24 protein-coding genes and 1 pseudogene are annotated in these 24,427 nt (G+C 61.8%); 11 read left to right on the top strand and 14 right to left on the bottom strand.

The features are described from left to right. Window positions 1-2: 2 nt before the first annotated feature. A complete protein-coding gene (locus HGO40_RS06400) occupies window positions 3-317 on the bottom strand; it encodes an ElaB/YgaM/YqjD family protein (RefSeq protein ID WP_092166820.1) in 315 nt (104 codons plus the stop codon). A 331-nt stretch (window positions 318-648) separates the two neighbouring features. Here HGO40_RS06400 and HGO40_RS06395 point away from each other — a divergent pair, with 331 nt between their 5' ends. Further along, window positions 649-1,857 (top strand): ammonium transporter, encoded by a 1,209-nt coding sequence (locus HGO40_RS06395; RefSeq protein WP_250962349.1) that lies wholly within the window; start codon window positions 649-651, stop codon window positions 1,855-1,857. Between the two features lie 12 nt (window positions 1,858-1,869). Here HGO40_RS06395 and HGO40_RS06390 read toward each other — a convergent pair whose 3' ends face one another. Beyond that, on the bottom strand, window positions 1,870-3,582 hold the full coding sequence (locus HGO40_RS06390) for a cation:proton antiporter (protein ID WP_250962348.1): 1,713 nt from the start codon (window positions 3,580-3,582) through the stop codon (window positions 1,870-1,872). 188 nt (window positions 3,583-3,770) lie between these two features. On the opposite strand from HGO40_RS06390, the gene HGO40_RS06385 reads away from it, so the two are divergent. From HGO40_RS06385 to HGO40_RS06375, 3 genes are all read left to right on the top strand, one after another. Continuing rightward, a complete protein-coding gene (locus tag HGO40_RS06385) occupies window positions 3,771-4,007 on the top strand; it encodes a glutaredoxin family protein (RefSeq protein WP_250962347.1) in 237 nt (78 codons plus the stop codon). Between the two features lie 91 nt (window positions 4,008-4,098). Next, on the top strand, window positions 4,099-4,419 hold the full coding sequence (locus HGO40_RS06380) for a transcriptional regulator (RefSeq protein WP_186705334.1): 321 nt from the start codon (window positions 4,099-4,101) through the stop codon (window positions 4,417-4,419). A 71-nt stretch (window positions 4,420-4,490) separates the two neighbouring features. Beyond that, on the top strand, window positions 4,491-5,381 hold the full coding sequence (locus HGO40_RS06375) for a pseudouridine synthase (protein ID WP_250962346.1): 891 nt from the start codon (window positions 4,491-4,493) through the stop codon (window positions 5,379-5,381). 385 nt (window positions 5,382-5,766) lie between these two features. Here HGO40_RS06375 and HGO40_RS06370 read toward each other — a convergent pair whose 3' ends face one another. Together HGO40_RS06370 and mobA are read right to left on the bottom strand one after the other, a co-directional pair. Continuing rightward, window positions 5,767-5,988, bottom strand: coding sequence for a YgdI/YgdR family lipoprotein (locus tag HGO40_RS06370; protein WP_250962345.1), 222 nt, complete (start codon window positions 5,986-5,988; stop codon window positions 5,767-5,769). 75 nt (window positions 5,989-6,063) lie between these two features. Continuing rightward, complete coding sequence (mobA, locus tag HGO40_RS06365; RefSeq protein ID WP_250962344.1) at window positions 6,064-6,666, bottom strand: molybdenum cofactor guanylyltransferase MobA; 603 nt, start codon at window positions 6,664-6,666, stop codon at window positions 6,064-6,066. A gap of 78 nt (window positions 6,667-6,744) precedes the next feature. Between mobA and moaB the strand changes: the two genes are divergently transcribed. Then, a complete protein-coding gene (gene moaB, locus HGO40_RS06360; RefSeq protein WP_250962343.1) occupies window positions 6,745-7,284 on the top strand; it encodes a molybdenum cofactor biosynthesis protein B in 540 nt (179 codons plus the stop codon). A gap of 22 nt (window positions 7,285-7,306) precedes the next feature. Further along, window positions 7,307-8,494 (top strand): annotated as a pseudogene (locus HGO40_RS06355) (molybdopterin molybdotransferase MoeA). A 59-nt stretch (window positions 8,495-8,553) separates the two neighbouring features. Here HGO40_RS06355 and HGO40_RS06350 read toward each other — a convergent pair. Then, window positions 8,554-8,862, bottom strand: coding sequence for a hypothetical protein (locus HGO40_RS06350; RefSeq protein ID WP_250962342.1), 309 nt, complete (start codon window positions 8,860-8,862; stop codon window positions 8,554-8,556). 315 nt (window positions 8,863-9,177) lie between these two features. Between HGO40_RS06350 and yegS the strand changes: the two genes are divergently transcribed. Further along, window positions 9,178-10,095: a lipid kinase YegS gene (gene yegS, locus HGO40_RS06345; RefSeq protein WP_250962341.1), complete on the top strand. Its 918-nt coding sequence runs from the start codon at window positions 9,178-9,180 to the stop codon at window positions 10,093-10,095. On the opposite strand, the gene HGO40_RS06340 is transcribed toward yegS, so the two are convergent. The 3 genes from HGO40_RS06340 to HGO40_RS06330 all read right to left on the bottom strand — a co-directional run bounded on the left by HGO40_RS06340 (window position 10,079) and on the right by HGO40_RS06330 (window position 12,316). After that, window positions 10,079-10,738 carry a response regulator gene (locus HGO40_RS06340; RefSeq protein WP_250962340.1) on the bottom strand — a complete coding sequence of 220 codons (660 nt, stop codon included), beginning with the start codon at window positions 10,736-10,738 and terminating at the stop codon, window positions 10,079-10,081. The two genes, yegS and HGO40_RS06340, sit on opposite strands and share 17 nt — an antisense overlap. Then, entirely contained in the window at window positions 10,735-11,628 is an 894-nt protein-coding gene (locus HGO40_RS06335) for a sensor histidine kinase (protein WP_250962385.1), read from the bottom strand. Before HGO40_RS06335 ends, HGO40_RS06340 begins: the two co-directional genes overlap by 4 nt. A gap of 220 nt (window positions 11,629-11,848) precedes the next feature. Next, complete coding sequence (locus tag HGO40_RS06330; RefSeq protein WP_250962339.1) at window positions 11,849-12,316, bottom strand: hypothetical protein; 468 nt, start codon at window positions 12,314-12,316, stop codon at window positions 11,849-11,851. A gap of 479 nt (window positions 12,317-12,795) precedes the next feature. Between HGO40_RS06330 and HGO40_RS06325 the strand changes: the two genes are divergently transcribed. Further along, window positions 12,796-13,719, top strand: a complete 924-nt coding sequence (locus HGO40_RS06325) for a chemotaxis protein CheV (RefSeq protein WP_053120553.1) — start codon at window positions 12,796-12,798, stop codon at window positions 13,717-13,719. Window positions 13,720-13,790: 71 nt separating this feature from the next. Further along, window positions 13,791-14,600, top strand: a complete 810-nt coding sequence (locus HGO40_RS06320; protein WP_250962338.1) for an MOSC domain-containing protein — start codon at window positions 13,791-13,793, stop codon at window positions 14,598-14,600. Window positions 14,601-14,831: 231 nt separating this feature from the next. On the opposite strand, the gene ppnP is transcribed toward HGO40_RS06320, so the two are convergent. The 6 genes from ppnP to HGO40_RS06290 all read right to left on the bottom strand — a co-directional run bounded on the left by ppnP (window position 14,832) and on the right by HGO40_RS06290 (window position 22,686). Further along, the gene (ppnP, locus tag HGO40_RS06315) at window positions 14,832-15,116 is read right to left on the bottom strand and encodes a pyrimidine/purine nucleoside phosphorylase (RefSeq protein WP_014337306.1); all 285 of its coding nucleotides are present in this window, start codon (window positions 15,114-15,116) and stop codon (window positions 14,832-14,834) included. A gap of 93 nt (window positions 15,117-15,209) precedes the next feature. Beyond that, on the bottom strand, window positions 15,210-15,752 hold the full coding sequence (locus HGO40_RS06310) for a 3'-5' exonuclease (protein ID WP_250962337.1): 543 nt from the start codon (window positions 15,750-15,752) through the stop codon (window positions 15,210-15,212). 62 nt (window positions 15,753-15,814) lie between these two features. Then, window positions 15,815-17,785: an acetyl/propionyl/methylcrotonyl-CoA carboxylase subunit alpha gene (locus HGO40_RS06305; protein WP_250962336.1), complete on the bottom strand. Its 1,971-nt coding sequence runs from the start codon at window positions 17,783-17,785 to the stop codon at window positions 15,815-15,817. Between the two features lie 132 nt (window positions 17,786-17,917). Next, a complete protein-coding gene (atuD, locus tag HGO40_RS06300) occupies window positions 17,918-19,075 on the bottom strand; it encodes a citronellyl-CoA dehydrogenase (RefSeq protein ID WP_250962335.1) in 1,158 nt (385 codons plus the stop codon). Window positions 19,076-19,101: 26 nt separating this feature from the next. Further along, a complete protein-coding gene (gene atuC / locus HGO40_RS06295; RefSeq protein ID WP_250962334.1) occupies window positions 19,102-20,718 on the bottom strand; it encodes a geranyl-CoA carboxylase subunit beta in 1,617 nt (538 codons plus the stop codon). 177 nt (window positions 20,719-20,895) lie between these two features. Then, on the bottom strand, window positions 20,896-22,686 hold the full coding sequence (locus tag HGO40_RS06290; RefSeq protein WP_250962333.1) for an acyclic terpene utilization AtuA family protein: 1,791 nt from the start codon (window positions 22,684-22,686) through the stop codon (window positions 20,896-20,898). Between the two features lie 180 nt (window positions 22,687-22,866). On the opposite strand from HGO40_RS06290, the gene HGO40_RS06285 reads away from it, so the two are divergent. Both HGO40_RS06285 and HGO40_RS06280 read left to right on the top strand, forming a co-directional pair. Continuing rightward, the gene (locus tag HGO40_RS06285; RefSeq protein ID WP_250962332.1) at window positions 22,867-23,493 is read left to right on the top strand and encodes a TetR/AcrR family transcriptional regulator; all 627 of its coding nucleotides are present in this window, start codon (window positions 22,867-22,869) and stop codon (window positions 23,491-23,493) included. A 114-nt stretch (window positions 23,494-23,607) separates the two neighbouring features. Continuing rightward, entirely contained in the window at window positions 23,608-24,384 is a 777-nt protein-coding gene (locus HGO40_RS06280; RefSeq protein WP_250962384.1) for a substrate-binding periplasmic protein, read from the top strand. Window positions 24,385-24,427 lie beyond the last annotated feature (43 nt).

The following is a 24,427-nucleotide window of genomic DNA, read 5'->3' as shown; positions in this document are numbered from 1 at the left end:
GATCAGCGCCGTGTTGCCAACAGACCAATCAGAAAACCAACGCCCGCGGCGATGCCCACCGATTGCCAAGGGTTGGCCTGTACGTATTCCTCGGTGGCGACTACCGCAGCCTGGCCGCGTTCGCGCATGGAATCTTCGGTCAGCTTGAGTGTTTCGCGGGCGCGCAGGAGGGTTTCGTGGATCTGGCTGCGTAGTGCATCGGCTTGATCGCCTGCCAGCGTCGCGGTGTGATCGAGCAAGCGCTCCGTGTCGCTGACCAGCGTCTGGAAGTCTTCCATCAGGATTTCTTGAGCAGTCTTTGCCTGGGTTCTGGCCATGGGGTGAATCTCCGTAAGTGACGTCTGAAGCGTTCGAGTATGAGCCTTGCCGGAAGGTTCAGTGCAAGTGGCTGGTACAACTTTTGCTCAGGCTTGCGCCATGTACTGGTGCGTCAGCCCGTGCCAGTGCGCTGAAGCTGGGCGCAAGCCCGCAAAACCTTAACCCCAAATAATTAAAACCCGCGAAGCGGGGCTTCGTTTTGCCCATTCTGGCGCACCAAAGCGGTTCACCGGCCTACATTCGGTCATTACCCCGTTTCAACTTGGTGCGTTTGTGAGGTGAGCGAACCGGCTTGGTGCTTTTTTAAACTTTTTCAGGTCTGCCAACACCATGGAAAATATGCAAAGTGCCGTGGACAGTCTGGTCCACAGCTCCAACACGCTGTTCATCCTGCTCGGCGCGGTCATGGTCCTGGCCATGCATGCCGGCTTCGCGTTCCTTGAAGTGGGAACGGTCCGGCAAAAGAACCAGGTCAATGCGCTGTCGAAAATCCTCAGCGATTTTGCGGTCTCGACCCTGGCCTATTTCTTTGTCGGCTATTGGATTTCCTACGGCGTGACGTTCCTGCAACCGGCCGCGGTGCTCAGCACCGACCATGGCTATAGCCTGGTGAAGTTCTTCTTCCTGCTGACCTTTGCTGCGGCGATCCCGGCCATCATTTCCGGCGGTATTGCCGAGCGCGCGCGGTTCGCCCCGCAGTTGTGCGCCACGGTGCTGATCGTGGCGTTTGTCTATCCGTTTTTCGAAGGTTTGGTCTGGAACGGCAATTTCGGCCTGCAGGCCTGGCTGCAAGCCCGGTTCGGCGCCAGTTTCCATGACTTCGCCGGTTCCGTGGTGGTGCATGCCATGGGTGGCTGGCTGGCGCTGGCCGCCGTGCTCTTGCTCGGCCCGCGTAATGGCCGCTACCGGGACGGTCGCCTGGTGGCGTTCGCGCCTTCGAGCATTCCATTCCTGGCCCTGGGCTCGTGGATCCTGATTGTCGGCTGGTTCGGCTTCAACGTGATGAGTGCCCAGACCTTGCCAGGGGTAAGCGGGCTGGTCGCGATCAATTCGCTGATGGCGATGGTGGGCGGTACCGGGGCGGCATTGATTGTCGGGCGCAATGACCCAGGTTTCCTGCACAACGGCCCGCTGGCCGGGCTCGTGGCCGTCTGCGCCGGTTCCGACCTGATGCACCCGGTGGGGGCGCTGGCCACCGGTGCCATTGCCGGTGCCTTGTTTGTCTGGTGCTTCACGGCAGCCCAGGGCAAATGGAAGATCGACGATGTGCTCGGCGTCTGGCCGCTGCACGGGCTGTGCGGTGTCTGGGGTGGCATTGCCTGCGGTGTCTTTGGCCAGAGTGCCTTGGGCGGCCTGGGTGGGGTCAGCCTGATCAGCCAGTTGATCGGCACGGCGTTGGGCGTGGTCATCGCCCTGGCCGGCGGGTTCGCGGTCTATGGCGCCATCAAGGTTGTGCTGGGGCTGCGCCTGACCCAGGAAGAAGAGTATTACGGCGCCGACCTGTCGATTCACAAGATCGGCGCGGTCAGCCAGGACTAACCACACAGGCTGCTAGGGCTCCTTGTCCTGATTGCCGGGATAAAAACCGTGGAGCAGGCGGTAGCGGTCGTGGCGGACCTGATCCACGTGATGCCGGACCTGCTGTTCAGGCAGGCCGAGCATGATCAAGGCGTGGGAGGCCAGCATCAGGCTCGATTCCAACAGTTCCGGGACCACTTCGCTGGCCCCGGCCGCCTGCAACTCGGCCAGTTGGCTGTCGTCACGGGTGCGCACCAGAATCGGCACCTGTTGGGTGATCCGTCGGGCCGCCTGGAGCACGGTGATGGCGATGTCGGTCTTGTCCACCGCGATCACCAGCAGCCGGGCGCGGTTCAAGCCAACGGCGGCGAGCAGGTCCCCTCGTCGCGAATCGCCATAATGCACGCAGTTCTCCCCGACGGTGGCGTCCTGGATGATCACAGGGTCGTCATCCAGGGCGACGAACGCCTGGCTTTCGCGACGCAGGAAGCGTCCGATGGACTGGCCGACGCGTCCGTAGCCGCAAATCACCACATGATTCGACAACCCGGCATTGAGTGCGCTGATCTGGTCCAGTTGTGCCTCTTCGTTGGGTTTGCGGTGCAGGCGTGCGGCGATGCGTGGCGCCGCGCGCAGCAGTAACGGGGTCAGCAGCATCGAGCAGAACGTCGCAGCCAGCAGCAGGCCGCTGATGTCGGCGGGCATGAGTCGGTTCTGCTGCATCAGCGCCATCAAGGCAAAACAGAATTCGCCGCCCTGGGCCAGGGCCAGGCCGCTGCGCCAGGCGGTTTCACCGTCGCTGCCGCGCCATTTCACCAGGACGGCGACCACGCAGCCCTTGATGAGCATCAAGCCGAGGGTCAATCCCAGGATCGACAGGCCGTCATCGAGAAACAGCTGCAGATCGATCAGCATGCCGATGCTGACGAAAAACAGCCCCAGCAGGATGTCACGGAACGGGCGTATATCGGCCTCGATCTGATGTCGGTAGTGGCTTTCCCCCAGCAGCATCCCCGCCAGGAAGGCGCCCAGGGCCGGCGATAATCCGAGCAGGTGGGTCAGCCATGCTGTCAGCAGCACGATCACCAGGGCCAGCAGCACGAACAGTTCCGCGGACCGGGACGCCGCCACTTCATGGAAAAGCCGTGGCAGCAGCAATCGGCTGGCCAGCAGCAGGCCGCCAAACAACACCAGGGTCTTGCCCAGGGTCAGGGGCAGCGCCCAATACCACGGGTGCTCGCTGCTGCCGGCGAAGACTGGCACCAGGGTCAACAGCAGCACTGCGACAACGTCCTGGAATAACAACACACCGATGGCGTTCTGGCCGTGGCTGCTGAAGATCTCGCCCAGGCTGGTCAACTCCTTGCTGACAATGGCGGTGGAGGACAAGGCCAGCCCGGCCCCGAGCAGCAACGCGGCGATCGCTGGCGCGCCGCACACAGCCAGCAATCCCGCCAGCAGCGCGCCCGAGCACAGCACCTGCAGACTGCCCAGGCCGAACACGACCCGGCGCAGTTCGAGCATTTTCGACAGGGAAAATTCCAGGCCCAACGAGAACAGCAGGAATACCACCCCAAGCTCGGCAAGGTCTGGCAATTCTTCGCTGTCGTTGACCCAGTCCAGCGCGGTAGGCCCCACCGCCAACCCGACACAGAGATAACCCAGTACGGGAGGCAGGCGCAGCCGCCTGAACAGGGCGATGACCACCAGGGACGAGGCGAGGATGATCAGCAGGTTGGCAAACAAGGGGAACTCCGTTTCAAGGTACAACGCACAGCGTAGAAGGGAAAACGTGACAAGCGTCGCTGGAAAAGCATTTGCGTTCAGTGATTTGCATCAGCGTTTTACCGAAACACCCTGAGGCGAGCCAGCGACTCGACGGTTTTCCGAGGCGGGCCTAGAATGACCGTCTATCTTTTTTGGGTCTACCCGCCATGCCTCCTGAATGCCAATTGTTCGGTACCCTGGGGTGCCATCTTTGCGAAGTCGCCGAAGCTGAGCTGATGCCTTTGGTTGAACATGGATTGTTGGTGGAATTGGTGGACATTTCAGAACGTGAAGACTGGGTGGAGGACTATGGGCTGCGTATTCCAGTGCTGCGCAGGCTGGATACCGGTGCCGAGCTGGACTGGCCCTTCGATACCGAACAGATCGTGGCATTCCTCCGTTGAACGGCTCGTTCGTCAGTTCCTGACACTGTGGTTGGCGAAAATATCGCGCTTCGGTTACTGTATGCCCATACAGCTATCTGGAGTGCACCCCTTGGTCAATGTCGAACAACTGAAAGCCAGCGTAAACAGGATGTCCGCGGACGTTGTGCATGAGGCGGTCCTGGAGCTTCGCCTGGATGGCTTGGTGACCGAAGGCAAGACACCCTTCAATAAACTGCATTTCAATACCTGCTTCGCGGAGATCGAAGCGTTGTTCCAGCGCGCCGGCTATCACAAGCAATTGGATGTGGTGGGTTACCAGGGCTTGCTGTACGCGCTCTACGATCCGGGTCGCTGGGAGGCGGTGGACGTACTGCGCTGGTTGAAAGAGTTCACCGAAGCGGCGGCAAAACCGACGTCGGCCACGGCGTAAAGCAATCATCGCTGGGCTGGCTGGGGCGACTGTCGGATAATGCCGGCATGCCAAATATCCAAGAGTTTTTAATGTCCGGTTCATCGTTTTCCGCCGCTCATCATCAGGCCAGTACGTTGTACCTGCCGCCCGGTTCCTGGCCGACGGTGCTGGAATGCCTGTGCGAGCATTTCAGCGCCATCAGTCGTGAACAGTGGCTGGACCGGATCGCCCGGGGCCGGGTATTGGACGGGGAGGGCAAGGCGATCCCTGTCGACTTGCCGTACCGCGAAGGCTTGCGCATCCACTACTTCCGGGAAGTACCCGACGAGAAACCGATCCCGGTGGTGGAGTCGATCCTGTACGCCGACGAGCACCTGGTGGTGGCAGACAAACCGCATTTCCTGCCCGTCACTCCGGCGGGCGAGTATGTCGAGCAAACCTTGTTGCGACGGTTGATCCGGCGGCTGGACAATCCGCATCTGGTGCCCCTGCACCGCATCGATCGGCATACGGCCGGGCTGGTGTTGTTTTCGGCCAACCCGCAAACCCGTTCGGCGTATCAGTCATTGTTCCCGACACGGCGAATCGAGAAACGCTACCAAGCCATTGCCCGTGCGTTGCCTGGGTTGAACTTTCCCCTGGTGCATAAAAGCCGGATGATTGATGGCGAACCGTTCTTCCGGATGCAGGAAGGGCAGGGTGAGCCCAATACCGAAACGGCCATTGAAGTGTTGGAAAGGAATGGTGAGGTTTGGCGTTATGGCTTGTATCCGGTTACGGGTAAGAAGCATCAATTGCGGGTTCACATGAATGCCCTTGGGGCGGGGATCTGCAATGATCCGTTTTATCCGGATGTGCTTCGGGATGTTGAGGATGATTATGCCAATCCTTTGAAATTGCTGGCTCAGGGGTTGCGTTTTGTTGATCCGGTTACTGGTCGGGAGCGGGTGTTCGAGAGTGGTATTTCGTTGCGGTGGTAGTTGGTTTAGAACCCGCTATCACTGTGTGAGGTTTTGATTTTTTCGTTACGAGAGCAAGAGCAGGGCACATGCTGGTTTCTATGTGGCCGAACCACCGCTATCGCGAGCAAGCTCGCTCCCACATTGGATCTTCAGCAGGCCCAAAGCCCATGTGCACCGCCAAACCTGTGGGAGCGAGCTTGCTCGCGAAGAGGCCGGCCCCGTCCAACGTCACCGCAAACTGACACACCGCTTTCGCGAGCAAGCCCGCTCCCGCAGGGGAAACACGGTCTCACCAAGAGCCAGGTCGGCTATCCCAGAACCCAAAACCAAGCCCCAAAAAAACCGGCGCTTCCCTCTTCAGGAAGCGCCGGTTTTTAGCAACATCGGGCAGCAGCGTTACAGATTACAAATCCTTAACGGTACGAACCTGATCCTTGTTCACGCGAGTCTGCTTGCCATCCAGTTGTTCGAAATCGTAGAAACCGCTTTCTTCATCGTAATGTGGGGTATCGACGGCCTGGATTTCGCGACCGTCATTCAAGGTGATCACCGTTGGCGAAGCGCACGCGGCAAGGGTGGCGAGGCCCAGGGCGAGCATGAACGTGGCGAGGGTCCGTTGTGTCATGGTGTTTCTCCGAAATGGATTCTTCAAGTTACTGACCTTCAGACGTATACATCGCGCGCAAGTTCCTGGCTAGTGTCAATCTGACACGCCTTTATGTCGAGCCAGTAGTTCCGGGGTGTTCAGATTGGCCAGCCGCGGATCGTCGGGAGGGCATTGCAAGGCAACGGCGTGCAGCGCGCGCATGATGCGGCCGGGGCTGCGTTCGCCTTCGCTCCAGGCTTGTTCGAAGCGTGCTGCCAGGGGCAACGGTATGACGCACAGCAGCGGTTCCCAATGCTCGCCGTGGCGCACCATCAACGGTTGGTCGGGGTGCAAGCTGGCCGTCCTGCGCATATTGTCGAGCAGGCTTGCGTCGATTTGCGGCACGTCGCATGGCAGCACCAGTAGATACGGGTGTCTCGCGGCCTTGAGACCTGCGCGGATGCCCGCCAATGGCCCGGGAAAATCGCCTTCCTCATCATGCACCAACTGATCGGCATACGGCGCATAACGTTGCGCATTGCGGTTGCAGGAAATGATCAGGTCATCGCTCATGTCGCGGGTCTGGCGATGAAGATGGGCAATCAGCGGTTCGCCTTGCCATTGCACCAGCCCTTTGTCCTGGCCGCCCATGCGTTGTCCGCGCCCGCCCGCCAGGAGCAGAATGGAGCAGGATGGCAGTGGCGTTTCCGAGGTCATGGCGTATCTCCGCACGGGCGAAAAAATGAAGCGCTGTGATATAACACCGGGCTGTTTCCTTCACAACTGGACGAGCCTATGAAAGCCAAGGCTGATGTACCTTTCGTGCCGCTCAATATCGCGGTGCTGACAGTCAGTGACACCCGTACCCTGGAAACCGATACGTCCGGGCAGGTCTTCGTCGATCGGCTCACGGAGGCGGGTCACAACCTGGCGGCACGGGTCCTGCTCAAAGATGATTTGTACAAGATCCGGGCACAAGTCGCGACCTGGATTGCCGAGGACGTGGTGCAAGTCGTGCTGATCACCGGCGGCACCGGTTTCACGGGGCGTGACAGCACGCCGGAAGCCGTCACGTGCCTGCTGGACAAGCAGGTCGATGGCTTTGGCGAGTTGTTCCGGCAGATATCCGTGGCCGACATCGGCACTTCCACTGTGCAGTCCCGTGCGCTGGCCGGCCTGGCCAATGGCACGCTGGTATGTTGCCTGCCAGGGTCGACCAACGCGGTGCGTACCGGATGGGATGGGATCCTGGCCGAACAATTGGATGTGCGGCATCGGCCATGTAACTTTGTGGCTCATTTGAAACAGGCAGCCCCTTGTGAATCCCGTGGGTAAACCGGGCAAGGCCGGCGCCTTGATGGCCGTTGAGATAGCCTTGGCGCGGCTGCTCGAGATGGCGGAGAGCACACCGATTGTCCAACGCGAGCGTTTGCCTTTGGCCGAAGCATCAGGGCGAGTGCTGGCCGAGGACCTGATATCGACCCTTGACTTGCCGCCATGGCCCAACAGCGCCATGGACGGTTATGCCTTGCGGCTGGCGGACTGGAGCGGCGAGCCGTTGGTGGTCAGCCAGCGGATTTTTGCCGGGCAGGCGCCGGAGCCGCTGGCCGCTGGCACGTGCGCGCGGATCTTCACGGGGGCGCCAGTTCCTGCCGGCGCTGATTGCGTCGAGATGCAGGAAAACGCCGTGGTCGAAAGCGACCAGCGGGTGCGGTTTACCGAGCCCATGGTCAGTGGACAGAACATTCGTCCTCAAGGACAGGAGACCACCGTTGGCGAGCAGGTCCTCTCTGCCGGCACTCGCCTGGGGCCGATCGAGCTGGGCTTGGCGGCATCCTTGGGCTGTGCATCGCTGGACGTGGTGCGCAAGGTCCGCGTCGCCGTTCTGTCCACGGGTGATGAGCTGGTCGAGCCCGGCCAGGCACTGGGGCCTGGGCAGATCTATAACAGTAACCGCGTGCTGCTGTGTGGCTGGCTACACCGCCTGGGTTGTGAGGTGGTTGACGCCGGTATCCTGCCCGACGATTTGCCGGCCACCCGCGAGCGCCTGCCGCAGTTGTCGGATGTCGATCTGATCCTGTCCACCGGTGGTGTCTCGGTGGGGGAGGCCGACTTTCTCGGCATCGCCTTGCGTGAGGACGGTGAGCTGGCATTGTGGAAGCTCGCCATCAAGCCAGGTAAGCCGCTGACGTTCGGGCATTACCGTGGCGTGCCGGTCATAGGCCTGCCTGGAAATCCCGCGTCGACCCTCGTGACGTTCGCACTGCTGGCAAGGCCTTAGCTGTTGAGACGCCAAGGCGTCCAGTCGGTGACGCCGCTCAAGTTCAAGGTGCCGGCCGGTTTCGCCTGGCCGAAGGCGGGCAGTCGCCGAGAATACCTGCGAGGCCGCATGGAGAATGGTCGAGCGGTCATCTACCGGAATCAGAGCTCGGGGGTCCTGCGCAGCGCGGCCTGGGCCGAAGGATTGGTCGAAGTGCTTGAGGGACAGATGCTGGTGGAGGGTGACGAAGTGGGCTTCATCCCCTTGAGCGAAGTCCTGGGCTAGCATGCCTACCAGGTGTTCTCCGGCCCGAGTGGGACGCTCGGGCCGTTGCGCGCCTCACCTTATCGCGTGAGCAGCATCACCAGCTGATCGAATCGATTGTTGGCGACCCAACCCAGCAGGCCGAGCACCACCGCCGCGGCGCCGGCCGAATAGGCCAGCCTGTGGCGGATCACCTTGACGTCGGTACGAATTTCATCCATGTCTTTGCGGATGTATTTGAGGTGGGTTTCCAGTTCAACGACGCGCGGTTCCAAATCAATTCCTCCAACGGGATTACTGCAACTTTTGCATTCGTTTCGAGTATCGGCCTGCCCGCTTCCAAAGGACGCGAGCTGCCGGGTAGACAGCTTGTATTCACGGTTATGCATGGGACGGTCCATCCCCTTGGCCATAACGGTTCGAGCGAGTGATCCGGCCCCTGCGGGCCGTGGCGTATCCATCCATGGGAGCATGCTTCCTTGTGTGATGAGGTTTAAGCGATCCAGCAAAACATGAACCCAAGGTGTCTCAATACCGCTGGAGGGTCAATTGAGCTGATTCGCCAGACCCTGTAAGAAAACTCTTCGAATCAGGGCATGTTGATCGGACGAGCCGTCCTGCGCTTTTAAAATAATGGGGTGCACTGGGCTTTTTCGCTCGAATGAGCGGTCTCATGCCTGAACCTTCCAATGACGGAGACCACGATGAGCAAAGGCAAGGCGCTGTTGATTTTGCATGGCAAGCAAGCGCTCAACGAAGAGGTTCGCTCGGCCGTGATGCTCAAGCGCGAGCAGGGCTGGGACCTGGCGGTACGGTTGACCTGGGAAGCCGGTGATGCCCAGCGCTGGGTCGATGAAGCGCTGGCTGCCGGATATACGCGACTGATCGCTGGCGGCGGTGATGGGACCTTGCGTGATATCGCCGAGGCGATCGCTCACAAGTCCAGCGATGCCAGCCTGGTCCTGTTGCCGCTGGGCACGGCCAACGATTTCGCTCGGGCGGCCGGTGTGCCGTTGGAACCTGCGCAAGCCATGGATTTATTGGACGTTGCGCCGCGGGCCGTTGACGTGGGCGAAGTCGGCGGGCGGATTTTCCTGAACATGGCCACCGGTGGTTTCGGCAGCCAGGTGACGGCGAACACCTCCGAGGACCTCAAGAAGGTCCTGGGCGGCGCTGCCTATCTGTTCACGGGCCTGTCGCGATTCAGTGAGCTGAGTGCCGCCTATGGTGCGCTGCAGGGGCCCGATTTCCACTGGCAGGGCGATTTGCTCGCGCTGGGCATCGGTAACGGCCGGCAGGCGGGGGGAGGCCATGTGCTGTGCCCGGAGGCGTTGGCGGATGATGGGTTGCTGGACATCAGCATCCTGCCGGCGCCCCAGGAAGTGGTCAGTACCTTGAAGGACTTGCTCGCGGGCGGCCTGGGCATCGACAACATGTTTGTCCGCGCGCGTTTGCCCTGGGTGGAGATCAAGGTCGCGCAAGGCCTGGACATCAATCTCGATGGCGAGCCGTTGCAGGTCGATACCCTGCGCTTCACTGTCCGCCCAAAGGCGTTGCGGCTGCACCTGCCGTCCGATTCGCCGCTGTTGGGCGGCGCGACGGCGCTCAATCGTCCAGGCTGATGATTTGCTCGCGCACCGCGAACAGCACAAGGCCGGCCACGTCATGGATCTGTAGGCGCTTCATGACTTGCGCCCGGTGGGTTTCCACGGTCTTGATGCTCAGGTTCAGGCCGTTGGCGATTTCCCGGGTGGACTTGCCGCGCACGATCAGCCGCAGGATCTCCAATTGGCGTGCGGTCAGGTTATGGGTCTGGGCTGGGTCCGGCTGATGTTTCTGGACACGGGTCAGCGCCTGGTTGATCACGGTATGGGCAATGGCCGGGCTCAGGTAGCGTTCGTTGTTGCGCAGCGCCTCCAGGGCGTGTTTCAGCTCAGTGGCGGTGGTGTCCTTGAGCAGATAGCCATGGGCTCCGTATTCCAGCGCCTGCATGATCAGCGCCGGATCCGTATGCATCGACAGGATGAGCACCTTGCTGTGGGGGCGCACCCGCTTGAGCTGCTGCAACGCGTCCAGGCCACTGGTGTCCTTCATGGAAATGTCCAGCAGCACGATGTCGGGGTTCAGTCGCTCTACCAACGCCACCAAATGCGTGCCGTCATTGGCTTCGCCGATCACGGCATAACCTGGGATATCCATGACCAGGGCTCGTACGCCGGCCCTGATCAGGGAGTGGTCATCTACCAGAAGCAAATTACAAATCAAAGGAGAACCTTATTCTTACTGGCTCGTTCCAGGGCACGCGGCGCCCAGGGAAAGCGTGCTTCGATGTGCGTGCCTTTGCCGGCCTCGCTGATGACCTTGAGGGTGCCGCCTAATTGTTCGACCCGCTCCGACATGCCGGCCATGCCCCGCTGACCTTCGCGAGCGGGGTGGCTGGCGGGCGCAAAACCCAGGCCATCGTCGCTGATCAGCAGGGTCAGGCCGTCGGGCAAGCGTTGCAGGCGTACCAGCAGATTGGTCGCCCGGGCATGGCGCAAGATATTGGTGACCGCTTCCTGGGTGATCCGGAACACCGCCACCGACATCTCCTCCGGGATGCCCGTCATGCGCTGCTGGCAATCGAGGCTCCACTTCACCGGGGCGTTGGCCAGGGTCTTGAGCAGATGCGCCCGCAGACTGGCTTCAAGCCCGAGACTGGTCAGTTCCCGCGGATTGAGGATCGCCGATACATTACGGACCTTGTTGAGGGTTTCGTCCAGGGTCTCGCACAGGAGTGCGCACTGGTCTTGCAATTCTTCCGGCATCCGCCGCTTGAGCCATTCGCCTTGCAGTTTCGCCGCGGTCAGCAACTGGCCAATGTCGTCGTGCAATTCACGGCTGAGCCGATGGCGCTCATTCTCCTGGACCTCCAGCAGCCGGTCGGCCAGCTCCTGGGGCTGGAACTTGATGGATTTGCGCGACAATCGATGGTGGATCCAGACACAGCTCAAGGCCGCGACGTTCAGGGCCAGCAGGCCCAGCGGCACCGTGTGGGCGTACAGGTAGGCCAGCAGGCAGCCGAGGGTCGAGCAGATGCACAATAGTAATGTGAAGCGACGGGCGTTATCTCGGGAAGGAGGCCAGGTGATAAATGACTTGAGGCTGGCGTGCATAGCGGATGGAGCCAATGAATGTTCGCTGCGGGCAGGCCGGTCAGCGCATCTGACAGGCCAGGTCGGGTAAACGTATCAGGTCGAAGACGGCTTCGGTCGGCGACTTTTACGGCGCTGTCTTGAAGTGGCTGACGCAGGAGATAGTACCACTTCGCCTATCGCGGGTCGCGCTCGGCATGGTGCCGTGAACGGGCTAAAGCGCAGGCTAATTGCCATCAGGTCAGGCTTGTTTCTGGGGGTAGGACACCAACGCCAACGGACGTGACGCGGCCAATGCCTGGCCGGGACTTTGGCCTACCTGGAAAGCGAATGCCTCAATCAAGGAGGTCTGCTCGCTGCTGTCCAGGCCCAACTGGCCGGTGGTGTGATCGACCAGCTCCAATTGCCAGGCCATCAGGGTGAAGCAATCCTTCAAGGCTTCCAGGGCCTGATCATGTAATTCCATGTTTTGCGCGTGGCTGAGCAAACCATGGATGTGCATGGAAAACTCCGAAACGGCTTCCAGCGCCAGGGCATTGGCTTTGTTCGACAGCTTCAGCAAGGTGCTGAGCATGCAATCGATGGCGTCCTTGTCGTTGTTGATCAATTGCAGATGGCTCAGGCATTCCTCCGACTTGGCCAGCAGCGTCTCGGCCTCGATCAGAAATTCGGGAAGACGTTGATTCCAGTTTCTACGATCGTTCGGCATGCTTATCTCCACAACATCATGTCAGGCGAAAGGAAACCGCGTATGGCGAACGGCTGGATCTCAAGGACGACCGCGGGCGGACGCACGACGACACGCCCGCGCCGTTGCGCGAAGGCGAGTTCGCAAACGATTGCACGGATGGGATCGGCCGAAAGGCAGCAGGTCCGATGTCCTGTGGTCGCGCACAAAAGCCTGACTCCGTTCAGCAATGAGAATGGCGTCACATTAATGGCTATTGGAAAGCGGGAATATCAGGTTGGACCTGATTGTGCCTAGGGGAATCCCTTAGGCAGGGGAACTTAGTGCGCAAACCGGAGTCGCGCAGCGGGAAAAACGGGGAATGAAATCGTGAAGCCAGTAAAGCATGATGTTAATGTGATATCAATTCCCCACGCTGTATTTTATCTGGGGTCAAGATTCGGCTCGTGCCGCCGATAGCTGTTTTATTGGATTCATCCGAACAAGCCCAGGAGTCACCGATGGCCGGCATTCTCGACACAGTAGATCAACGAACCCAATTGGTGGGTGAGAATCGCCTGGAAATTCTCATGTTTCGCCTGGCGGGTCGACAGCTGTTCGCCATTAACGTGTTCAAGGTCCAGGAAGTCCTGCAACTGCCGAAGCTGACGTTGATGCCGCAACGTCACCCGTTCGTGTGCGGTGTGGTCAATCTGCGCGGCCAGACGCTGCCGGTGATCGACCTGTCCCAGGCCATTGGCATGCGCCCGTTGGTGCCGGGCGCCAACAGCACCATTATCGTGACCGAATACAACCGTTCGGTGCAGGCATTCCTGGTGGGCGGCGTCGATCGCATCGTCAACATGAACTGGGAAGCCATCCTGCCGCCGCCGACCAGTGCCGGCCGCGAGCACTACCTGACGGCCATCAGCAAGGTGGACGATCAGCTGGTGGAAATCATCGACGTGGAAAAAGTCCTGGCCGAAATCGTGCCGTACAACGCCAAGGTCTCTCGTGACAAACTCGAAGATCCGGTGCTGGAACGTGCCCGTGGTCGCGAAGTGTTGCTGGTGGACGACTCCAATGTGGCGCTCTCGCAACTGCGCGACACCTTGGGTCAACTGGGCGTGAAAATGCACATTGCCAGCGACGGCCTGAAGGCGCTGAACATGCTCAAGGCCTGGGCCGATACCGGCGAGGTCATGACCGATAAATTGCTGATGATCTTCACCGACGCGGAAATGCCGGAAATGGACGGCTACCGCCTGACCACCGAAATCCGTAACGACCCGCGCTTGCGCGGACTCTATGTCGTTCTGCACACCTCGCTGTCGGGCAGCTTCAACGACTCGATGGTCAAGAAGGTCGGCTGCGACAACTTTCTCTCCAAATTCCAGCCGGACAAGCTGGTCGATGTCGTGCGCCAGCGGTTGATGCTCGACTGAAACCGATGGTGGTTTGCTTCAATGGCCGGCTCGTATAAGGTGGCATTTTTTTGCCCCCGGGGAAGTTGAGCATGTTGCGGCTGAGCGCGCTGTATCGGTATCCGTTGAAGTCCGGCAAGGGCCAGCCCCTGTCGGAAATCGGCCTGGACAAGCTCGGGCTGGACGGCGATCGGCGCTGGATGCTGGTGGACGAGGGCACGGGGCGATTCCTGACCCAGCGCGCCGTGGCGAAGATGAGCCAGCTTTCGGCCTTGTGGAACGAGGCGGGGGGCCTGACGCTCAGTGCGCCTGGCCATGGTGCCATCGACGTGTCGTTGCCACCTGCCCAGGAAGAGCAGCGGCGCGGTGTGATCATCTGGCGTGACACCTTGCGTGTGCCGGACGCCGGTGACGAGGCCGCGGCCTGGGTCAGTGAATTCATCGGCAACCCTACGCGGCTGGTGCATGTGCCGGTGGAGCTGGCGCGCACCACCGCAGCCGGTTATGGCAAGGACGACGACAAGGTCGCCTTTGCCGATGGTTTCCCCTTGTTGCTGATTGGCCAGGCCTCGTTGCAGGACCTGTCGAGTCGGGTCGGTCGTTCGCTGGACATGTTGCGCTTTCGTCCCAACCTGGTGGTCGAGGGCAGCGAAGCGTTTGCCGAGGACGGGTGGAAGCGCATTCGTATCGGCGAGGTGGAGTTCCGGCTGGTCAAGCCTTGCTCGCGGTGCATCATGACCACGGTCGATCCGCAAACCGGCGAGCGCGATCCGAATCGCGAACCCTTTGCCACGCTGCAGCAATACCGTTCGACACCGGACGGCGCGATGTTCGGCCAGAACCTTGTCAACGACAGCAACGGTCGGCTTGAAGTCGGCATGCCGGTTGAAGTGCTCGAATAAAAAGATCCGTGAATAAAAATGCCCGTGTCATTGGACACGGGCATTTTTGTTTATCACGCAACCGCTTTAGCTTTTGTGGCGAGGGAGCTTGCTCCCGCTGGGCTGCGAAGCGGCCCCCGCATTTCAGTCATCACATCGTAGGGGACGCTGGCGCGTCCAGCGGGAGCAAGCTCCCTCGCCACAGGGTTAACCATGTCCCCAAAAGGGGAGCATCTCTGGTGGTTCGTCGGCTTAGCCGCGGTACTCACACAGATAGGCAGTGTCGACAGCCACTTTGAGCTGGAACTTGCTGTTGGCCGGTACATTGAACTGGCTGCCGGCCTCGAAGGTTTCCCAGTCGGTGCTGTCGGGCAGCTTCACGGTCAGGGCACCGGAGACGACGTGCATGATTTCCCGTTGGGCCGTGCCGAACTCATATTCGCCCGGAGCCATGACGCCGATGGTCGCTGGGCCTTCGGCAGTGCCAAAAGCGATCGACTTGACGGTGCCGTCGAAGTACTCGTTGACTTTGAACATGGGCGATTCCTCGAAAAAGGGGCTGAAAAAGGCCGGCCAGTATGCACAAGGCTGCAACATTCGTCATCTGCCGCGCCGGGTGGCGGACACCGCTCAACCCGGCAGCACCAAGGGCAACAATCGCGCGGTATTGCGGGCATCTTCCAGGGCTCGGTGCTGTTGACCGCAGAATTGCAGGCCCGCCAGTTGCAGTGCGCCATTGAGCCCCAGCGGTCGTTCCAGCCGACGGGCCTTGGCGAAGCGTTGCTTGAGGTTCATGTGCGGCACTTGGCCGAGGACACTGTGTAACTGCTGTTGCTGCCATTCCTGCAGCAGTTGCTTGCGGTCGTAGTCGCCCCAACTGACCCAGCTTTCCAGCTTCGGATGATACGGCGCCAGCCAGCGCTCGAACGCCGGCCAGACTTCGGTCAAGGGCTCGGCGCTGTCGATATTGGCCTGGGTAATATGGGTCAGTTCGCGACAAAAAGGCGTGAGCAGCGGGCGTCTCAGGGGCCGCACGAAGCGCTGGAAGTGATCCACTTCGCGGCCGTCACGATTCACCAGCGTGGCGCCGATTTCGATAATTTCCATTTCGGTTACCGGCCAGCCACCCTCGTCGGTGGTGGCCTCCAGATCAATCACCAGCCAGTGAGGCATTGCAGGGTTCCCGGTATCGGCGTGCTGATGGGTTTGAGCGTAGTCAAACCCCGGGCATCCGACTAGTGGGCTGTTTCGACACGCAACAAAACCTGACGGTTTTTCACTTGGTCACCGCGCTTGACCTGCAATTGCCTGACCACGCCGTCGACGCCGGCCATGAGTGGATGCTCCATATTCATCGCTTCGAGCACCATCAGCAGTTGGCCCTGGCGCACCGGGCTACCTTCGCTGACCAGCAGCTCGACAATGGCGCCGTCCATGGGCGCCTTGAGCGGTCCGGCGCTGGTGGTGGCCTTGGCGGCGACCGGAGCCAGGGTCCGGTCTTGCAGGTGCAGGCCGCCGGGGCGGGTGGACAGCCAGAGGTCGTGGCCATCGAGGCGCCAGGCCTGGCGCTGGCGAATCCCATCGATCATCAGCGACGCGCCATTGGCGTCAACGTCGAGCAGCCTCAGTTCGACCAGGCGGTCGGCACTGCGGATGTTCAATGTCCCGGCGGGTTCGGCCTCAAGGCTCAGCGTCCAGTCGCGCTCCCCGACGCCAATCCGAAAATGCCGCGCCATGCCGACGCTGGTGCGCCACCCGCCCAGGCCGGGTGCATGCCGTGCCTGCGAGGCCTGATATAACGCCGCCGTGGCGATGGCCAGTTGTTCGGTGGAGGGCTCAATGGGCAGTAGTGCGGGATGATTGGCAAAGTGCTGGCCGATGAAACCGGTACCGAAGTCGCCGTCGATGAAGCGTGGGTGCGCCAGCAAGCCGGCGAGCAAGCGCGGGTTGCTCTGGCCGCCCAGCAGCACGCAATCTTCCACCGCCCGGAGCAATTTGCGCCGGGCGTCTTCGCGGGTGGCGCCGTGGACGATGAGTTTGCCCAGCATCGAATCGTAGAATGGCGTGATGACCTGGCCTTGCAGTAGGCCGTGGTCGATCCGCACGCCGTCCTGTATCGGCGGCGCCCAGCCGATCAACCGCCCGGTCTGGGGCAGGAAATCCGTCGCCGGGTCCTCGGCGTACAGCCGCACTTGCAGGGCATGGCCGCTAAACATCACTTGATCCTGGCGCAAGGGCAACGGCTTGCCGGCGGCGACATCCAACTGCCAGGCTACCAGGTCCAGGCCAGTGATCAACTCGGTGACGGGGTGTTCGACCTGCAAGCGTGTGTTCATCTCCAGAAAGTAAAATCGACCGTCCGTCGCGAGCAGGAATTCCACGGTCCCGGCACCGACGTAATTCACAGCACGCCCTGCTTTGAGTGCCGCCTCGCCCATGGCCCGGCGCAGGTCGGCGGTCATGACCGGGCAGGGCGCCTCTTCGATGATTTTCTGGTGGCGCCGCTGAATCGAGCAGTCCCGTTCCCCCAGGTGGATCAGTTGACCGTGATGGTCGCCGAATATCTGCACTTCCACATGCCGTGGATCGATCAACGCCTGTTCGAGGATCAACTCGTCGCTGCCAAAACCGTGCAAGGCTTCCGAGCGTGCACTGCGCAATTGCTCCAGCATGTTTTCGGCGCGCTGGACCAGGCGCATGCCGCGACCGCCGCCACCGGCACTGGCCTTGATCATCAGTGGGTAGCCGATGCGCTCGGCTTCGCGTAGCAGCGTGTCGTCGTCCTGGGCCGCGCCCTGGAAACCGGCGATGCAGGGAACACCGGCTGCGAGCATGGCAATTTTCGCGCGGCGCTTGCTGCCCATCAGGTCGATGGCCTGGGGGCTGGGGCCGATGAAAACCATGCCGGCTTCTTCGCAGGCTTGGGCGAACCCCGCATTTTCCGAAAGAAAGCCGTAGCCGGGATGGATCGCGTCGGCGCCGCTGCGCCGGGCTGCGTCGAGCATGGCCAAGGGATTGAGGTAGGACTGTTGCACCGGGGCCGGGCCGATCAGCACGGCTTCATCGGCCATGCGCACGTGCAGCGCATCGGCGTCGGCCTCGCTGAACACCGCCACCGTGCGGTAGCCCAGGGCCTGGGCGGTGCGCTGGATGCGACAGGCGATTTCGCCGCGGTTGGCGATGAGGAGTTTGCTGAAGGTGGGCATGGAAGCATTCCTGGTTTTTGTGGTGGCTGTCAGGGCCTCATCGCGAGCAAGCTCGCTCCCACAGGGGGAGGGCGAATGCGATCCAATGTGGGAGCGAGCTTGCTCGCGATGGCGGCCTGCCAGGCCAACCGCTCACTTGTTCTTCCCCGGCAAAATCCCCATGAGCTTGCAGATGATGCCCAGCATGATCTCGTCCGCGCCGGCGCCAATGGACACCAGCCGTACGTCGCGATAGGCCCGGGCGACCGGGTTGTCCCACATGAAACCCATGCCGCCCCAATATTGCAGGCAACTGTCGGTGGTTTCCCGGGCCAGGCGCCCGGCCTTGAGCTTGGCCATGGACGCCAGCCGAGTGACGTCCTGGCCGTGGATGTACTGCTCGGTGGCCTGGTAGACCAGCGCCCGCAGGCATTCGATCTCGCTGGCCAGTTCCGCCAGGCGAAAGTGGATCACCTGGTTGTCGATCAGGGCCGTGCCGAAGGTCTTGCGTTCCTTGCAGTACGCGATGGTGCTGTCGATGCACTGTTCCAGGCCCTTGAGCATGTTGGCCGCGCCGAACAGGCGTTCCTCCTGGAATTGCAGCATCTGCATCATGAACCCGGCGCCTTCCTGGCCAATGCGGTTGCGTTGTGGCACGCGCACGTCGTCGAAAAACACCTGGGCGGTTTCCGAGCTGCGCATGCCGAGTTTGTCCAGGTGCTGGCCGAGGCTGATGCCGGGGCTGTCCATCGGCACCATGATCAGCGATTTGTTGACGTGGGGCTTGTCGTCCGAAGTGTTGGCCAGCAGGCAAATGAAATCGGCGCTCGGCGCATTGGTGATCCACATCTTGCTGCCGTTGATGATGTAGTCGTCGCCGTCCTTGCGCGCGGTGGTCTTGAGCCCGGCGACGTCGGAACCGGCGCCGACTTCCGAAACCCCGATGCAGCCCACCTGTTCACCGCGAATGGCCGGGCGCAGGAATGCGTCACGCAACTCATCGGAGCCGAATCGGGCCAGGGCCGGGGTACACATGTCGGTCTGCACGCCAATGGACATCGGCACGCCGCCGCAATGAATGGTGCCGAATTCCTCGGCCGCGACGATCGAATAGCTGTAGTCCAGGCCCATGCCGCCGAATGCCGTTGGCTTGGAAATGCCCAGCAGGCCCAGCTCGCCGGCCTTGCGAAAAAGCCCGTGGATGGGGAAACGTCCAGCGCGCTCCCATTCGTCGACGTAGGGGTTGATGTCGCGGTCGACAAATTGGCGAACGGTGCGCCGCAGTGCTTCATGTTCTTGGGTGAAGATCATTCTTGTTGTTCTCCTGGAGTCAGCGCTCAGAAACGGGCCACGCCAAAGCTGTTGGCTTGCAATGGTCGCTGTTCGGCCTCGTGACAGATGTCCAGCAGAAAGCCTAGCAATGTGCGGGTATCACGCGGGTCGATAAGCCCGTCGTCCCACAGGCTGGCGCTGCCGTAGAGGGCGGTGGATTGGCTGTCGAGTTTCTGCGCGGTGGTGTGCTCGAGCAGGTCCAGCATCTTCGGGTCGGGGCTCAGGCCGTTCTTGAGTTGCGTGGCCTCGGTGATCATGCGCAGGACCTTGCCGGCCTGGGCGCCGCCCATCACGGCGGTGTGGCTGTTGGGCCAGGCGATGATGACGCGCGGCTCAAGCCCGCGGCCGCACATGGCGTAGTTGCCGGCGCCGTAGGAGCCGCCTACGACGACGGTCAGCTTGGGCACCCGGGCATTGGCCACGGCCTGTATCATCTTGGCCCCGGGCTTGATCACCCCTTGTCGCTCGGACTCGGTGCCGACCATGAATCCGGTGGTGTTGTGCAAGAACAGCAATGGTGTGCGGCTCTGGTCGCACAATTGGATGAACTGCGCGGCCTTGCTGGCGCCCTGGGGCGTGATCGGTCCGTTGTTGCCGATCAGGCCACAGGCATGGCCGCGAATGTGCAGGTGGCCGCAAATCGTCTGGGCGTCGAATTCGCTTTTGAAAGCCAGGAAGGTCGAGCCGTCGGCGATGCGGGCGATGAGTTCCCGCACGTCATAGGGCTTCTTCGGGTCGTCGGGCACCAATCCCAATAATTCGTCGGCGGGGTAGAGCGGCTCGGTCCAGGTTCGTTCGGGCTGCGGCGGCAGTTGCGCATTCCACGGCAGCCGGCTGAGGATTTCCCGGGCCAGGCGGCCGCCATCGGCATCGTTCTCGGCCAGGTATTCGGCGGTGCCGGCCACCTGCGCGTGCATCAGCGCACCGCCCAGTTCTTCTTCGCTGGCCACTTCGCCGGTCGCGGCCTTGAGCAACGGCGGCCCGGCCAGGAACAACCGCGCCTTATCGCGCACCACCACCACGTAGTCCGACAAACCCGGCTGATAGGCTCCGCCGGCCGTGGCGGAGCCATGCACCACGGTGATCTGCGGCAGGCCCATGGCCGACATACGTGCCTGATTGGCGAAGCAGCGCGCGCCTTCGACGAAAATCTGCGCGGCGTAATTGAGATTGGCGCCGCCACTTTCGGCCAGGGTGATGACCGGCAGTTTGTTTTCCATGGCGATCTGTTGCAGGCGCAGGGTCTTGAGCAAGCCGCTGGGAGAAATCGTGCCACCCTTGATCGCGCTGTTGTTGACCACCACCAGCACCCGCGTCCCGGACACGTAGCCGATCCCGGCGATCAGGCCGCCGCCGGCCTGGCTGCCATCCTTGTCGTCATGGAGTTTGTAGCCGGCCAGGCTCGCCAGCTCAAGAAACGGCGCGCCGGGGTCCAGCAGCAGGTTCAGGCGTTGGCGCGGCAACAGTTGGCCGCGCCGTTCGAATTTGCCCTGGGCCTGGGCCGCTTTCTCCACCACGGCCTGTTCGAGCTGGCGCAGTTGTTCGACGCCGGCCAGCATCGCCGTGTAATGGCGCGCGAAGTCAGCGCTGTGGGGATCCAGGTGCGATTCGATGACCGGCATGCAGACTCCTCGTGTTGGAACGGATTAGGGCCAAACCCTGTGGCGAGGGAGCTTGCTCCCGCTCGATTGCGCAGCAATCGCAAAAGCCGGGGTCGCTGCGCAACCCAGCGGGAGCAAGCTCCCTCGCCACAGGTTTCACAGGTGCTGCAGATCGTTCATTTGCCATGGCGACCGTCCTTAGCCGACCTGATCGGCAACGTGTTGCGGCACCGGTATCTGGATCTCCAGCAATTGCTGGGCGAACGCCTTGCCCTGGGGGTCGATGCGCAGGCTGGCGACACCGCCGCCACCGAGGGCGTTTTCCAGCAGGAAATTCAAACTGTGGGTGCCCGGCAGGTACCAGCGTTCGACCCGGCCCAACTGCGGGTCGAGCACGTGGCTCATCCAGTCGACCATCACCTCCGGGGTCAGCGCTTCGGCGATCCAGGGCAGGTATTCGGGCTCGCGGGCAATCACGCCAATGTTGCTGTGGTTGCCCTTGTCGCCGGAGCGCGCCACCGCCAGTTTGATCAGCGGCACGCTGGCGTCGGCCCGGCCCTGGGGTTTGGGCAGGTCCGGGGCGACCGGCAGGCCGGTGATGTCCAGCGGTTCGAGGGCGGGCAGGGGACACGGGTGGCGCTGGCCGTCGAACTCGATGTCGAGCCGGCAAGTGGCTTTGTCGATCAGGAACGAGAAAAGGCGAATCAACGGCGACACCGTCGGCCGGCCACCGACCAGGCCGGTCAGTCCCGGCGCCATGCCGGGGGCGGCTTGGGCGATTTCCCTGGAAAACAGCACCAACGGTTGTTTGTCCGGGTGTCGCACCGCCAGTTTGATGACCACCTCACGGCTGTCCCGGCGCTGGCCATGTGGGCCGTAAGTGGCTTCGCTGCCCAGCAGTTCGATGTTCACTTCGCTGAAGGGCGCCCAGCCACGCTGGCGCAATAGCTGCGAGGTCTTGGCGATGATCGCCTGGCTGACCCGTTCAGCCTTGGCCACGGCATCGATGCCGGCGATCAGGCACGTGGCGGTGCAGCGCCAGCCGTCCAACCAGGTGGTGCAGACCTTGTACCGGTCGCTGGGCGGCAGCCCCTTGGCCCCGTGGACGCGCACGGCGTGCTTGCCCTGCTGGGTCAACCTGACCTGGCTGAAATCACAGATCACGTCCGGCAGCAGGTAACCTTGCGGGTCGCCGATTTCGTAGAGCAACTGCTCGCCGACGGTCAGCGGCGTGACCAGTCCACCGCTGCCTTCAGGCTTGGTGACGATAAATTGGCCGTCGGCGCTGGCTTCGACGATGGGGAAGCCAATGTGCTCGAAATCCGGCACTTGCTGCCAGTCGGTGAATTTTCCGCCGGTGCACTGGGCGCCGCACTCGATGAGATGCCCCGCCAGCGCGGCCTGGGCCAATCGGTCGTAATCGTCCCAAGCCCAGCCGAACTCATGCACCAGGGCGGCGCTGACCACGGCGCTGTCCACCACTCGCCCGGTGATCACCACATCGGCGCCCAGGCGCAACGCTTCGACGATACCGGGCGCGCCGAGGTAGGCATTGATGGACACGCACGCGGGCGGCAGGGGCTCGCCGCTGGACATCTCGCGGATGCCTTGGGCGGCGAGCCATTCGCCTTGCGGTTGCAGGTCATCGCCCAGCAGCACGGCGATTTTCAGCGCTACGCCGGCCTGATCACAGGCGGCTTGCAAGGCCCTCGCACAGGCCTGGGGATTGACCCCGCCGGCGTTGCTGATGACGCGGATCCGGTCGTCATGCAATCGCTTGAGCAGCGGGGTGAGGACCTCGATGAAGTCCGTGGCATAGCCGCTCGACGGGTCCTTCAAGCGCGCCCCGGCCATGACCGACATCGTCACTTCGGCCAGATAGTCGAACACCAGGTAATCCCGCTTCCCGCCCTCGATCAGTTGCGCCGCCGCGGTGCAGGTATCGCCCCAAAAGGCACTGGCGCAACCGATACGGATCGTTTTTGGCATGGCGTTCCCTCCGGCAAAGGTGGTTCGAGACTACCAAGCAAGCGCTTGGTTTGTAAACGCTGTCCCGTACTTGTGGCCGAGCGCTTGCTTGGTTGCCTCGCTCGGCTTAAATTGCCCGCGCCACCGATGGTTCGACGGGCAATGGCGGCGCGTTGGTTGATCGACTGTAGGAGAGAATGGGTGGACGAGCAAAAAGCCTTGGACGTGATGCGTGAGCTGGTGGACAGCGGGCAACTGACCGACCCTGACAGTGCTCGCGGCAAACTGCTCCAGACCGCCGCCCACCTGTTTCGCAACAAGGGCTTCGAGCGCACCACGGTGCGCGACCTGGCCAGTGCCGTGGGCATCCAGTCGGGCAGCATCTTTCACCATTTCAAAAGCAAGGATGAAATCCTGCGGGCGGTGATGGAAGAAACCATCCGCTACAACACTGCGCTGATGCGCGCCGCCCTGGCCGAGGCCGACGGCGTGCGCGGGCGGGTGCTGGCGCTGATCCGCTGCGAATTGCAGTCGATCATGGGCGGCACGGGCGAGGCCATGGCGGTGCTGGTCTATGAATGGCGTTCGCTTTCGGATGACGGACAGCAGCAGGTACTGGCCCTGCGTGATATTTATGAAGACTTGTGGCTGGAGGTTCTGGGCCAGGCCAAGGAGGACGGGTATATTCGCGGGGACGTGTCCATTACTCGACGGTTCCTCACGGGGGCGTTGTCCTGGACCACCACTTGGTTTCGCGCCGAAGGCAACTTGAGTCTCGATGAACTGGCCGAGCAGGCCCTGATCCTGGTGCTTGAAGAAAAACAATAATCGAACGGTGCTTTGAAGGGCCGTGTGGCTGGCTAAGCGGCTGAAACCGCCTAGCTTGATTGTAGTGACGGGACTTTTGGGGAGTGGGTTATCTTGACGTTTTTGCCGATGGGGATGACCTCGCGTGTGCTACTGGCTGCTTTGGCCGCTTTCCTGGCGTTGCCGATCGAGGCGGCGCAACAGGTGCGGATCGGCGCGGCGCATTTTCCGCCCTATACCGTTCGTCCCGAGAACGGCGCCGACACCGGCCTGCTGCCGCAGATGGTGGAGGCCTTGAACCAGTCGCAAAGCGACTATCAGTTCGTACTGGTGCCGACGTCGATCCCGCGCCGCTTCAATGATTTCAAGCAAGGCCGGGTCGACATGGCGATTTTCGAGAACCCCGAATGGGGTTGGCAGGATGTGCCACACACTGCCGTGGACATGGGCCTGGAAGATGCGGAGGTCTTCGTCGCCCAGCGCCAGCCGGATCGCCAGCAAAGTTATTTCGCCGACCTCAGGGGCAAGCGCCTGGCGTTGTTCAGCGGTTACCACTACGCCTTTGCCGAATTCAACCCCGACCCCAAGTTCCTCGCCGGCCAATACAACGCCACGCTGACGTATTCCCATGACAGCAACCTGCTGATGGTGTTGCGCGGGCGGGCGGATATCGCCCTGGTGACCCGTTCGTACCTCAACGATTACGTGTTGCGCAATCCGGAAGTCGGCCCGCAATTGCTGGTGTCCGAACGCATCGATCAGGTTTACCACCATTACGCGTTGCTCCGCCCGCAAGCGCCCATTTCCAGCGAAGCGTTCGCACAGTTGCTGCAAAAGCTGCGGGACAACGGTCAACTGCTGAAGATTTTCCAGCCCTACCAGATCCAGCTGGTGCCCACGCATTCCCATTGACGATGACACTAAATTTCCCTTCCCGGCTCACGTCCCACGTTGA

Origin of the sequence: Pseudomonas sp. CG7 (assembly GCF_023701885.1) — a bacterium.
Taxonomy (GTDB): Bacteria; Pseudomonadota; Gammaproteobacteria; order Pseudomonadales; family Pseudomonadaceae; genus Aquipseudomonas; species Aquipseudomonas zanjanensis.
This window is presented reverse-complemented; position numbering and strand designations above follow the sequence as displayed.